The sequence below is a fragment of the Virgibacillus sp. W0181 genome (assembly GCF_051846915.1).
GTDB lineage: Bacteria > Bacillota > Bacilli > Bacillales > Amphibacillaceae > JBPYCR01.
Map to the genome: position 1 here is coordinate 20,024 of NZ_JBPYCR010000040.1, position 12,404 is coordinate 32,427.

Genomic DNA, 12,404 nt, shown 5'->3' on the forward strand with positions numbered 1-12,404 from the left:
ACTCGTCAGTTAGCTATTAATTACAAGCACGAAAAAAACTGACCCAGTCACAAATGAGTCAGTTTTTTTGTTATCTAGTTCCTTTAATATATGGTATTCCATTTGCTTTTGGAGCTTCGGCACGACCAATAAATCCTGCCAACGCAAAAATCGTTAATACATAGGGAGCGATAAGCAGGTAAATTTGTGGTACATCCTTTAGTAAGGGAACCCCTGTACTAATTACACTTAAGCTTTGAGCAAAGCCAAAGAACAATGCTGCTCCCATTGCTCCTAAAGGGTGCCATTTACCAAAAATAACCGCAGCCAATGCCATAAATCCTTGCCCGACAATTGTTGATTGCGAAAAGTTAAGTGTTATCGTCAGTGCAAACACGGATCCTCCAACTCCACCAAGAATTCCAGAAATAATAACGGCGATGTATCGCATTTTGTATACATTGATCCCATTTGTATCTGCTGCCATCGGATGCTCACCTACTGCACGCAGTTGTAATCCAAACGGTGTTTTATATAAAATATACCATGCAATAACAGCTACAATAATAGCAATATAGGAAGTTAAGTAAACACCTTTAAAGAAAATTGAGCCAATCACTGGAATATCCGACAATAAAGGAATATTAGTCGTATAAAACGGTCGTGTCACCATATCTGTTTGACCTTTATCATACCATTGTTTTGTTAGAAAAATTCCAACTCCTAAAGCTAAGAAATTAATGGCTACACCACTAACGACTTGATCCGCCCGGAAAGAAACAGATGCGATTGCATGTACAATTGAAAATATTCCTGATACAATCATCGCAGCTAGTACTGATAGCCACGGAGTCCAAGCGCCAAAAATTTCCGAAAAGGTTAAATTAAATACAATTCCAACAAAAGCCCCCATAATCATAAGACCTTCGAGTCCTATGTTGACTACGCCAGACCGCTCACTAAAGACTCCACCAAGAGCTGTAAATATTAGCGGGGCAGAAAAAAACAATGCTGGTGGGATTATGGACTGCAAAATATCAATCATTATTTTTCCCCCTTTTTAAAGCGAAGTATTATCCAGCGAATCATATAGCTTGAAGCAACAAAGAAAATAATGAGAGCAATAATAATATCTACTAATTCACTCGGAACCCCTGCATCTGTCGGCATATTTAATGCCCCGACTTTTAAAGTGCCGAATAAAAGAGCTGCTAAAATAACACCGATTGCTGTATTGGCACCTAATAAAGCTACAGCAATTCCGTCAAAGCCTAAATTTGTAAATCCTGATTGAATAGACATATTGCCAAATGTGCCTAGCCCTTCCATTGAGCCTGCTAGCCCAGCAAATGCTCCAGAAATCACCATTGTTAAAATAACGTTTTTGCTTACGTTCATCCCAACATATTGAGAAGCATGCTGATTGTAACCAACCGCCCTAATTTCGTAACCAATTGTCGTTCGGTCTATAATAAACCACATGAGCGCAGCTGCTAATAGTGCTATTAAAATTCCATAATGAACACGGGAATAATATGTTAATACTTGCAACCATTCGGATGCCAGTGAAGCGGTAGCAGCTATAGGCTCAGTTTTATCCTCCCGCTCCGTCAATATATTCCGAACTATAGCATTTGCACTGTATAAAGCAATATAATTCAGCATAATGGTCACAATAACTTCATGCACGCCAAATTTTGCTTTTAAAAACCCAGGAATAAATCCTAGCAAGGCACCTCCTACTGCAGCTGCTAACAGTGCTAAGGGCAAATGAATAAACATTGGAGCTTGAAAAGAAGTTCCTACCCAAATAGCAGCAAGCCAGCCTATAATTACTTGGCCCTCCGCACCAATATTAAATAACCCTGCACGAAAAGCAAATGCAACAGCTAACCCGGTTAATATGTATGGGGTAACTTGACGAATCGTTTCTCCGAAGAAATATAAATCTCCAAAAGCTCCTTCCCAAAGGGCTGCATATCCATGGATCGGATTATAGCCAAAGCCAAGCATAATAATTGCACCTGACAACAGTCCAATTAATACAGAGATGAGAGGAACAAGAATATTAAACATTTTATTATGCATCAAGATATGCCACCTACCTCTCGCTTGCTGCCAGCCATTAAAAGTCCAAGCTCTTCTTCATTAGTCTGTTCAGGTTGAAGATCAGCAACCATTTTCCCATCAAAGATAACTCCTATTCGATCACTCAAATCTAATATCTCGTCCAATTCAAATGATATTAACAAAATAGCTCGTCCCTTATCTCTCTCTTCAACTAATTTACGATGGATAAATTCAATTGCACCAACGTCTAATCCTCGAGTAGGTTGAGCTGCAATCAATAAATCAGGTGATCGATCAATTTCTCTGCTTGCTATGACCTTTTGTTGGTTTCCTCCAGATAATGCCCTGGCTTTTGTATGAATACTTGGTGAACGTACATCGTATTCTTTAATTAGCTTTTTTGCTTTATCATAGATTTTGTTATATATTAGTATTTTGTTTTTTGAGAACGGTTGTTGATAATATGTTTGCAGGACAATGTTTTCACTTACTGGGAAATCTAGAACTAAACCTAATTTATGGCGATCTTGCGGAATATGCGCTAAACCGCTTTCTGTTATTTTTCTTGGCGATAAATTTGTTATATTCTTTTTATTTAACAAAATCTTTCCTGATTGAGCTTTTGCCAATCCAGTAATTGCTTCAATTAATTCCGTTTGGCCGTTCCCGTCTACACCAGCAATGCCTACAATTTCACCTGCTTTTACATTCAAATGAAGACCTTTAACCATCGTTACTTTTCGAGAATCTTTCACAACGAGATCTTCAATTTCCAATACAATTTCTTTCGGCGTGGCTACTTTTTTCTCAGTTTTAAAGCTTACTTTTCGTCCGACCATCAATGATGCTAACTCTTCTACAGAGGTGTTTGCAACCGGAATTGTTCTGATACCCTTTCCGTTACGAATTACCGTACACATATCACAAGCGATCATAATTTCTTTTAACTTATGGGTAATTAAAATTATCGATTTACCTTCTTTAATTAACGATTTCATAATATCCATAAGCTCATCTATTTCTTGAGGCGTCAATACAGCTGTTGGCTCATCAAATATTAATACATCTGCACCTCGATAAAGCGTCTTTAATATTTCAACTCGCTGTTGCATGCCAACGGAAATATCTTTTATCTTGGCCTTCGGATCAACTTTTAAACCATATCGATCAGAGATTTCTTGTACCTCTTTCTCTGCTGTTTTGAGATCTATTTGTCCTTTTTTAGTAGGTTCTGATCCGAGTATAATATTCTGGGTTACTGTAAAGGTATCAACAAGCATAAAATGCTGATGAACCATCCCTATTCCATAATGATTAGCAACACTTGGATTCGTTATCTTTACATTTTTTCCTTTAACCCGTATTTCTCCTTCTTCTGGTTGATATAATCCAAATAGTACATTCATTAAAGTTGATTTTCCAGCTCCATTTTCCCCTAATAATGCATGGATTTCTCCTTTTTTAACTTGCAGAGTTATATTATCATTAGCAACGATACCTGGAAACTCTTTACGTATATGTAACATCTCAATTATGTAATCCATTGGCTTCACCCCTTAATTCGGACCTAATGATTATCTCTTTTTAAGAATCGTTTGCGAAATTTTATACTTGATTAATTAATTCTCTCCAGCATAGATTGATAATGTATATATTTTGAAAAAGGCTGAAATTTTCAGCCTTTTTTTCTTACATATTTTCTTCAAACTCTTTTAACTCATCGCGTGATTTAGGTACGGTAATTTCTCCATTTTTAATTTTTTCTTCCCAGTCTTTTACCGCATCCAATACGTCTGTTGATAGCGCCTCTTCATTCGTAGTGGCGATACCTACACCTTCATCTTCGAGTCCAAACTCAATAATCTCCCCTCCAGGAAATTCACCATTCATTCCAAGGTTGCTTACCTCATGGACAGATATATCTACTCGTTTAACCATGGAAGTTAATGTAACACTTGCACTACCGTCTTCATTTAACCCTTCTTCGTACTGATCACGGTCAACTCCAATTACCCAAATTTCTCGCTCCGGCTCATTTTTCTTAATATCCTTCGCTTGAGCAAACACACCGTTACCAGTTGCGCCCGCAGCATGATAGATAATATCTGCTCCATCATTATACATCTGGGTTGCAATTAGTTTTCCTTTTGCAGCATCACTAAAATCTTCAGCATATTGGATATTTATTTCAATATTCGGATCAACTGACTTAACACCTGATACAAACCCAACTTCAAATTTGTTAATTAAATCAGAATCGACGCCTCCAACAAACCCAACTTTATCAGTCTTTGTAGTCATCGCTGCTGCAACACCAACAAGAAAGGAACCTTGATGCTCAGCGAAGGTAATACTCGCTACGTTTGGTTCTTCTACAACTGTATCAACAATCGCAAAACTTTTATCCGGATTTTGACTTGCAATTTTACTCACTGCATCTTCCAATAGGAAACCAATCCCGAATACAATGTCAAAATCATTACGGACGAGACGGGTAAAGTTTGGTAAATAATCGGAGTCATCTTCGGATTGTGAATAATCATATCCGTCCTGACCCTGCTCAAGACCGTGCTCTTCTCCCCAAGCTTGTAAACCTTCCCATGCGGACTGGTTAAATGATTTATCGTCTACCCCACCCGTATCGGTTACCATAGCAACAGTATAGTCTTCAGCACTTTTGTCGTTTTCGTTAGATTCCTCTGTATTACTGTTATTTGTTGCAGCTTCATTGTCCCCAGCATTGGTATTATCTCCATTTGACGAACCACAGGCTACCAAAAACAAACTAATAATTAACATAAAACAAAATGAATACAAAATTTTATGCAAATTCATAATAAAATCCCCCTTTTATTTAATGTATTTCGACAAACGATACGGTGCGGTGCTAGACTTTCTTCTTATAAACTTTCATATCATCCTCCTTTTCAGAGCTTTTCACATATACACCATACAGTATTTTTTCTGCACAAACTCCGCTTATATCCACATCAGTTTAAGCACAGTTATTAGAGAAAAGCACATATAATAATAATAAAAGAATAAAAAAATCACATAATTAGTGCACTTTTTAATTTAAAAAGAATGCGAATGTTAGTAATTTTTCCATTCCACTATTAGCAACTAATATACCATTGGTTACCAAATAAATAAATCTTTATTTTTAAAAAACCGAAATAGTATTTTTACTATTTCGGTTTTTTCTTCATGTTATGACGTCTTTTCTTCATTTGTTTGTTGTGAAACCAAAACGGCACGAGGTTTATTTCCTTCGTATGGTCCTACTATGTTGCGATCCTCCATAGCATCGATCAAGCGGGCTGCTCGTGTATAACCGATGCGAAATCTCCGTTGAAGCATGGAAACACTCGCGCTTTGCATTTCCAATACCATTTGTACAGCATCATCAAATATTTCATCATCAACATCCGTCGCTACTTCAGAAGGTTCTTCCGGAATCATTTCCTCCTGATAGGACGCTTTTTGTTGTTCGATACAATGATTAACAACTCTTTCAACTTCTTCATCGGATAAAAATGCACCTTGAACACGGATTGGTTTTGATTTCCCGACTGGAATGTACAGCATATCGCCTCGTCCGAGTAGCTTCTCGGCTCCTCCAGTATCTAGAATTGTACGGGAGTCAACTGCTGATGATACACTAAAAGCAATTCTAGAGGGTATATTCGCCTTAATAACACCGGTAATAACATCGACGGACGGGCGTTGTGTAGCAATAATTAAATGAATCCCTGCTGCTCTTGCCATTTGTGCAAGTCTTGTGATTGAATCTTCTACGTCATTGGAGGCGACCATCATTAAGTCAGCAAGTTCATCAACTAGAACAATAATATAGGGTAAATGCGGTTGTTCCGTTTCAGCGTCCATGTTATGTCTTTTAATATATTCATTATAGCCTTCTATATTTCTCGTTCCCGTATCGGAAAACAATTCGTAACGTCTTTCCATTTCACTCACTACTTTTTTCAAAGCAACAGATGCCTTTTTCGGATCAGTTACAACCGGTGCTAATAGATGAGGAATCCCATTGTAAACATTCAGTTCCACTTTCTTTGGATCAATCATCATCATTTTTACTTCGTGTGGTTTTGTACGCATTAATATTGTCGTAATAATGCCGTTAATACAGACACTTTTACCACTTCCGGTAGCGCCAGCAATGAGTAAATGAGGCATTTTTGCCAATTCGCCTACAACGGCATCTCCGGAAATATCCCTGCCAAGTGCAAACAATAACTTGGATGATTGCTTTGTTGTTACGTCCAATACTTCTCTTAGAGAGACCATGGCGACTTCTTTATTTGGCACTTCAATACCAACTGCCGATTTACCCGGGATCGGTGCTTCTATTCGAATATCCTGTGCGGCAAGGGCAAGAGCTAGATCATCGTGCAGACTCACGATTCTGCTTACTTTCACGCCAGCCTCCGGGTATATTTCATATTTTGTCACGGCAGGACCGACATGTACTTTCGTTACTTTCGCCTTTACTCCGAAACTATGAAAAGTTTGTTCAAGCTTCCGAACGATTGATTGAATTTGTGATTTCTCATGCTGTTGAGATGCATGTGCCGGTTCTGATAAAAGTTTAAAAGCCGGTAACTCATATTCATAGTTTTCCGCTTCTGTCATTGGACTGTTTTTCATTATTTCTCCTAATTCTTCCCGTTGAGGCTCCTGATCCATCGCTTGCGATGGCGCCTCTATCGGTGCACTTTCAGAATAGGCAATATCGGTAAAATCCTGAATTACAGGCTCAATTGGAGCTTCTTCCACTTCAGACTCCGTACTTGATGTTTGTAATTGTTCTTCAACTTCACGATCAATCTTTTTATTATTTTTATAACTTGTCCATCGCTCTTGCAATTTCTTAACACGCTGTTTCATTTTATTCAACAGCTTGGAGAAAATTTCCCCCAATGAAAGTTCCGTCATAAAAATAAAACCTACTATTATAGAGAAAACAGCAACAATTTTTGCGCCGGTCGATGAAAATAAATAGTACGTAAAAGCAAACAGCACACCCCCGATCATTCCACCACCCAGTTGCACCGTCGTTCCTTCTCCATTCATGTAGGAAAAAAAGTGATCCCATGTTGCCCGTATTATTGATGTATCTGTTGCGGTAATTAATAGACTTTCAAACGTTTGAATATGCGTCAATAACAGTAAACCAAAAAAGCTAATATAAAACCCTACCATTTTTTTACTCCAGAATGCTGGGATTTTACGTTTAATAAGTAATATAATTCCTGTCACGAGCAAAAATAGGGATCCGGCAAAATACCACATTCCTAAAAAGAAACGAAACAAGTTTTCCAATCCGGTTGGAATTGCTCCATCACTAATAGCACTTGCCCCGCTTCCAAATATTGCTAAAAAGATAAGTAATAATCCAAACAGCTCATATTTTAACTGCTTTTTCAATCCTTTTTTTCTTCTCTTTCGTTTTCTGGCCATTCCGTTCACCTCGATCTTATCCGGCTTAACCGGAATATATAAACCCCTGCCGCATTGGTTGGCAAGGGTTTACATGTTGTATACTCTATTTAAAGTATACCATATTATTCTTATTTACCAATATATTCAGTAGATAAAATAGTACCGGGTACATAATTTTCGTTTAAAAAATCTTGGGGGTCGGTAGATAACAACTGTAACATTTGATATGAGCCTTCGTTATTTCTTTCAGCGAGCACTGTTTTTCCTTGATAGGAAATAAACTCCCGATTGTCCACTTTATCATTCGGGAATATATCTGACTCACATAAAGGTGTGTATAATATCATTGAATCACCTGCTCACTTTGTTCTTTTTCTTGATTAATTAAATTATTGATGGTTTTCATGGCTTCTGTTACACCACCAACATCATTGATTAAACCATATTCAACCGCTTCTTTACCAACGATATTTGTTCCTATATCACGTGTTAAATTCCCTTTTGCAAACATAAGATCTTTAAACTTTTCTTCTTTTATATCGGAATGAGATATAACAAAGTTAACGACACGATCTTGCATTTTATCCAGATATTCAAAAGTTTGCGGCACGCCTATAACCATTCCTGTCAATCGCACTGGATGAATTGTCATTGTTGCAGTTGGTGCAATAAATGAATGATCGGTCGCGACTGCTATCGGTACACCAATGGAATGACCCCCTCCAAGAACAATTGATACTGTTGGCTTGGAAATGGATGCAATCATTTCGGACAACGCTAGGCCTGCTTCAACATCTCCACCTACTGTATTTAATAAAATAACAAGCCCTTCTATTTTTGGATTTTGTTCAATCGCTATTAATTGTGGTAATAAATGTTCATATTTTGTCGTTTTATTTTGAGGCGGCAATTGTATATGTCCTTCAATTTGCCCGATAATCGTCAGCACATGTATGTTGGAATCAGGTACTTGCGGTATATTTGTTTGCCCCAATTGCTGTATCTTTTGTACAAGTGAGGAAGAATTATTTTTATCTTCCTCCTGCCCCTCTTTTTTTTCATTATCTTTATCCAATGTTCGCACACTCCCTCAAAAATCTTTTCAATTAAGGATAGTATGTTCTATCATGTTCATTACATGCAAAAATCATTAGAAAACTTGGCTTATCGCCAAGCCTTTATGACGAAAGCCTTAGTTGCACTTATGCAGTAAGAAAGTTATATACTTTCTTATCTGCCAAAAAAACAAAAAATACCAGTTATATACCGGTATTTTTTGTTCCATAATCGTATGGAAATTTCCATTACGCTTCATTAACTTTAAACGAATCATCATTACGCTTATTTTTCAGAAACCAATTCTATATCTAATTCCAGCACTTCTTTCAAACGCTTTTCCTCTTCTTCTGATAAGCGTATTAAAGGCATACGGACATTACATGCACATACACCTTTCCATTCAAGCGCTTTTTTCACAGGTGTCGGGGATGGTGCGGCAAATAATCCATTCATGATAGGAAGCAATTTTCGGTGTAAGAAAGCTGCCCTTTTAACATTACCCGATTTAAAGGATCTAACCATTTCATTCATTTCATTTCCAATAATATGCGAAGCAACAGAGACAACACCGTCAGCTCCAATTGACATCATTGGAATAGTCATTCCATCGTCTCCACTATAAACGGAAAAACTTTCATTCTTTCGTTGAATAATTTCGGAAACTTGATCAAGATCTCCGCTCGCCTCTTTTGTGGAAACAATGTTTTTTACATTGCTTAAGCGAATTGTTGTTTCCGCATCAATATTAACTACAGAGCGTCCAGGGTTATTATAAAGCATAATCGGCAGTGTTGTTTCATTTGCTATGTGCGTAAAATGCTCATATAACCCATTTTGACTCGGTTTATTATAATATGGTGCGACAAGCATAATCCCATCTACGCCAGCTGTTTCAGCTTCTATTGTTAATGCTATGCTTGATTGCGTGTTGTTACAGCCAGTACCAGCGATCACCGGCACACGTTTGTTAACTTTTTCGACAACGTGATGAAATAATTCAACCTTTTCCGAAACAGACAATGTTGCTGATTCTCCGGTTGTGCCTGTAATGACCAAACCTTCCGATCCATTGGCAAGCAAGTAATCAATTAAACCAGTTGTTTGATCAAAGTCAACCTTTCCGTCTTTGCCAAAAGGGGTTATCATTGCTGTTAATACATTGCCAAAATTCATTCGTTTCACCCTTATATACTATACTCATAACAGAGATATAGTTTAGATTAAAGTCTTTTTAAACAGGCTTTTGATCGTAAAATCATTATCTTTGAATCCCGCATTGCAAACCAACTGCTATAGTTAACAATATGGAAACGTGTATGGTTTATTTCTTTAATAAATTATTTTTAACAAGTGATTGTGCAATTTGAACCGTGTTCCAGGCAGCTCCTTTTACTAAATTATCTGATACTACCCATAAATGGAACCCTTTATCATTATCCAAGTCCTTCCTCACTCTTCCAACGAACACTTCTTTTTTAGATTCCGCACTCAATGGGGTTGGGTACGTTTGTGTCTTCGGATCATCTTCAAGAATAACACCTTCACCAGTTTGTAAAACATCTGCTAAATCCGATGTGGATACACCGCTTTTTTCCGTTTCAATGTAGACACTTTCAGCATGCGAAGTAAATACCGGAAGTCTGACACATGTTGCTGCAACAGGTAAACTTGCTGCATCCATTATTTTTTTTGTTTCGTTAATCATTTTCATTTCTTCTGCCGTATAGCCATTATCCTGAAATACATCAATTTGTGGCAAGGCATTGAATGCAATTGGATAATGTTTTTTATCAGATCCTGCTGGCAAAATAGATGCTGTCATTTCTTCCCCATTTAGATACTGCTTCGTTTGCTGAACCAATTCTTCTTCTGCTTCTAAACCAGCACCCGACACTGCTTGATATGTCGATACAATTAAACGGGATAGACCAAATGCTTTTTTAATTGGATTCAATGCTACAACCATTTGAATGGTGGAACAATTTGGATTTGCAATAACTCCCTGATGATTTTCAAGAACATTTTCATTCACTTCCGGCACAACAAGCGGTACATCTTTATCCATTCGAAAAGCACTAGTATTGTCAATAACAACTGCACCGCGCTTAACCGCTTCAGGCACAAGTTTTTTTGATACACTCCCACCCGCTGAAAAAAACGCAATATCAATATCGGAAAAGCTTTCTGGTCCAGCTTCTTCCACTGTCAGCTCTGTATCTTTAAAGGTCACTTTCTTTCCTGCTGACCTTGAGGATGATAGTAATTTCACAGTATTAGCCGGGAATTCCTGTTCCTCCAAAAATTCTAGGATTTTTTGACCGACTGCTCCTGTTGCCCCAACTATAGCTACATTCCACTGCTTTTTATTTTCCATCTGTAAAAATACCCCTTCCAATCATGTGAAGTCTATTTTATATAATAGTTTCATTTTAGCATATTTCTAAATGGAATGTGGAACAATTACCGGCTGAACTTGTTTATATTCTAAGGCATGTTCTATTGTTTTCGTTAAATCATCCATCTTCGCTACGAGCGAGTTTGGCTTCACATGAGGGTTATCTTGCCCGTATGGAATAAAGAATATATTTTTTGTTGCCATTAAGCGCATTAAATTTACTCCATTCAATCCTAATGCGTCATTGGTTGAAATACCAAGAACAATCGGATTTTGATTGCGTAATGTGGCTTTGGCAGCCATTAATACAGGTGAATCCGTCAAAGCATTTGCAAATTTACTTAAAGAATTACCTGTCATTGGTGCAATAACCATACAATCAAGCGGATATTTTGGTCCGAGGGGTTCGGCTTCTGGCATGGTGGATATGACTTTTTTGCCAGTGATCGATTCAATTTTTTCTATATGATCTTCTGCCTTACCAAATTTCGTATCTGTACTCTGAACCGTATAAGAAACAATTGGAACTACTTCCGCCTTTTCATTCATCAACCTTTCCAGTTGTGGAAATACTTGATCATATGTGCAATGTGAACCAGTCAATCCAAATCCAATTCGTTTGCCTTCCAGTGTCATTGTATCATCCCTTTCATAAAACGATTCCTTTTTTCTAAGTCAGATTTCTTATATAGCTATAGCTTATGTGCTTCTAGTTCAAAAGTGATTAAACCGGGAAAAAATTAAAGGGTATGTTTTGAGAAAAGCGCAAGCGCCCTGCTTAGAAACGTAGCGACTGCGCCAGACGGGAGCTGGTGGTTCGATGTCGCCACGCAAAGTGGCGGTTTTAATCGAACATTCCAAAAACATCTTGAGATAAAGGAATTATGCCCCTGCAAAAGGGGTATGCCAACGTTCCCGCAAAGGGGGTATTTAGTTGGCCCTCCTTTACTTGCACGAATCGATGATGACTTATCTAAAGGCGCTGTGGGAAGTCGCCTAGTTTCTGGGCGCTAGAGCTAGAAATATTTTCGGAAAATTATATACACTCTTATCTATTTAAGAAAAGCGCAAGCGCCCCGCTTAGAAACGTAGCGACTGGACCGAAGCAACTGAGATAAAGGAATCACGATGAGCATGGCGAATCGATGATAACTTATCGTAAGGCGCTGCGGGAAGTCGCCTAGTTTCTGGGCGCTTAAGCTAGACAGCTATGCGCAAAAATTTATACTCCCTCTATATACTAACTTGTTCGCCTGTTTTCTTTGTTTTTCTTAGAGTTTCATTTTATTTATGATTTATCAATAACATTTCAAATGGTATAGGAACGAAATTTAATGTAGAAGGGTGCACTTAATAAGCCATCCTTCTCTTTTTGAAAAAAATGGATATTAGTTGTTATAATCGCACCTTTCATTCCCACAATACTCATGGCGACAAA

The 12,404-nt window shown here is 37.8% G+C and carries 10 protein-coding genes; all 10 read right to left on the reverse strand.

Translation table 11 applies throughout. The annotated features are described in order from the left end of the window. Window positions 1-70: 70 nt before the first annotated feature. Window positions 71-1,024 carry an ABC transporter permease gene (locus tag ACLIBG_RS13465; protein ID WP_439313286.1) on the reverse strand — a complete coding sequence of 318 codons (954 nt, stop codon included), beginning with the start codon at window positions 1,022-1,024 and terminating at the stop codon, window positions 71-73. Next, a complete protein-coding gene (locus ACLIBG_RS13470; protein ID WP_439313287.1) occupies window positions 1,024-2,067 on the reverse strand; it encodes an ABC transporter permease in 1,044 nt (347 codons plus the stop codon). Before ACLIBG_RS13470 ends, ACLIBG_RS13465 begins: the two co-directional genes overlap by 1 nt. Next, entirely contained in the window at window positions 2,067-3,593 is a 1,527-nt protein-coding gene (locus ACLIBG_RS13475) for an ABC transporter ATP-binding protein (protein ID WP_439313288.1), read from the reverse strand. The genes ACLIBG_RS13470 and ACLIBG_RS13475 overlap by 1 nt, the downstream gene beginning before the upstream one ends. A 145-nt stretch (window positions 3,594-3,738) precedes the next feature. Then, window positions 3,739-4,884 (reverse strand): BMP family ABC transporter substrate-binding protein, encoded by a 1,146-nt coding sequence (locus ACLIBG_RS13480; protein WP_439313289.1) that lies wholly within the window; start codon window positions 4,882-4,884, stop codon window positions 3,739-3,741. Window positions 4,885-5,259: 375 nt separating this feature from the next. Next, on the reverse strand, window positions 5,260-7,530 hold the full coding sequence (locus ACLIBG_RS13485; RefSeq protein ID WP_439313290.1) for a DNA translocase FtsK: 2,271 nt from the start codon (window positions 7,528-7,530) through the stop codon (window positions 5,260-5,262). Window positions 7,531-7,640: 110 nt separating this feature from the next. Further along, on the reverse strand, window positions 7,641-7,859 hold the full coding sequence (locus ACLIBG_RS13490; protein WP_439313291.1) for a YlzJ-like family protein: 219 nt from the start codon (window positions 7,857-7,859) through the stop codon (window positions 7,641-7,643). Beyond that, window positions 7,856-8,587, reverse strand: a complete 732-nt coding sequence (locus ACLIBG_RS13495) for a ClpP family protease (RefSeq protein WP_439313292.1) — start codon at window positions 8,585-8,587, stop codon at window positions 7,856-7,858. The genes ACLIBG_RS13490 and ACLIBG_RS13495 overlap by 4 nt, the downstream gene beginning before the upstream one ends. Before the next feature lie 266 nt (window positions 8,588-8,853). Continuing rightward, window positions 8,854-9,744 carry a 4-hydroxy-tetrahydrodipicolinate synthase gene (gene dapA / locus ACLIBG_RS13500; protein WP_439313293.1) on the reverse strand — a complete coding sequence of 297 codons (891 nt, stop codon included), beginning with the start codon at window positions 9,742-9,744 and terminating at the stop codon, window positions 8,854-8,856. A 148-nt stretch (window positions 9,745-9,892) separates the two neighbouring features. Next, a complete protein-coding gene (gene asd / locus ACLIBG_RS13505; protein WP_439313294.1) occupies window positions 9,893-10,945 on the reverse strand; it encodes an aspartate-semialdehyde dehydrogenase in 1,053 nt (350 codons plus the stop codon). 66 nt (window positions 10,946-11,011) lie between these two features. Further along, window positions 11,012-11,602 carry a dipicolinate synthase subunit B gene (dpaB, locus tag ACLIBG_RS13510; RefSeq protein ID WP_439313295.1) on the reverse strand — a complete coding sequence of 197 codons (591 nt, stop codon included), beginning with the start codon at window positions 11,600-11,602 and terminating at the stop codon, window positions 11,012-11,014. Window positions 11,603-12,404: the final 802 nt, after the last annotated feature.

Bases quoted from the DNA above. Each gene is read 5' to 3' on its own strand.
- dapA (WP_439313293.1), bottom strand. From the start codon at position 9,744: ATGAATTTTGGCAATGTATTAACAGCAATGATAACCCCTTTTGGCAAA.
- asd (WP_439313294.1), bottom strand. From the start codon at position 10,945: ATGGAAAATAAAAAGCAGTGGAATGTAGCTATAGTTGGGGCAACAGGA.
- ACLIBG_RS13470 (WP_439313287.1), bottom strand. From the start codon at position 2,067: ATGCATAATAAAATGTTTAATATTCTTGTTCCTCTCATCTCTGTATTA.
- ACLIBG_RS13490 (WP_439313291.1), bottom strand. From the start codon at position 7,859: ATGATATTATACACACCTTTATGTGAGTCAGATATATTCCCGAATGAT.
- ACLIBG_RS13465 (WP_439313286.1), bottom strand. From the start codon at position 1,024: ATGATTGATATTTTGCAGTCCATAATCCCACCAGCATTGTTTTTTTCT.
- ACLIBG_RS13480 (WP_439313289.1), bottom strand. From the start codon at position 4,884: ATGAATTTGCATAAAATTTTGTATTCATTTTGTTTTATGTTAATTATT.
- ACLIBG_RS13485 (WP_439313290.1), bottom strand. From the start codon at position 7,530: ATGGCCAGAAAACGAAAGAGAAGAAAAAAAGGATTGAAAAAGCAGTTA.
- ACLIBG_RS13475 (WP_439313288.1), bottom strand. From the start codon at position 3,593: ATGGATTACATAATTGAGATGTTACATATACGTAAAGAGTTTCCAGGT.
- dpaB (WP_439313295.1), bottom strand. From the start codon at position 11,602: ATGACACTGGAAGGCAAACGAATTGGATTTGGATTGACTGGTTCACAT.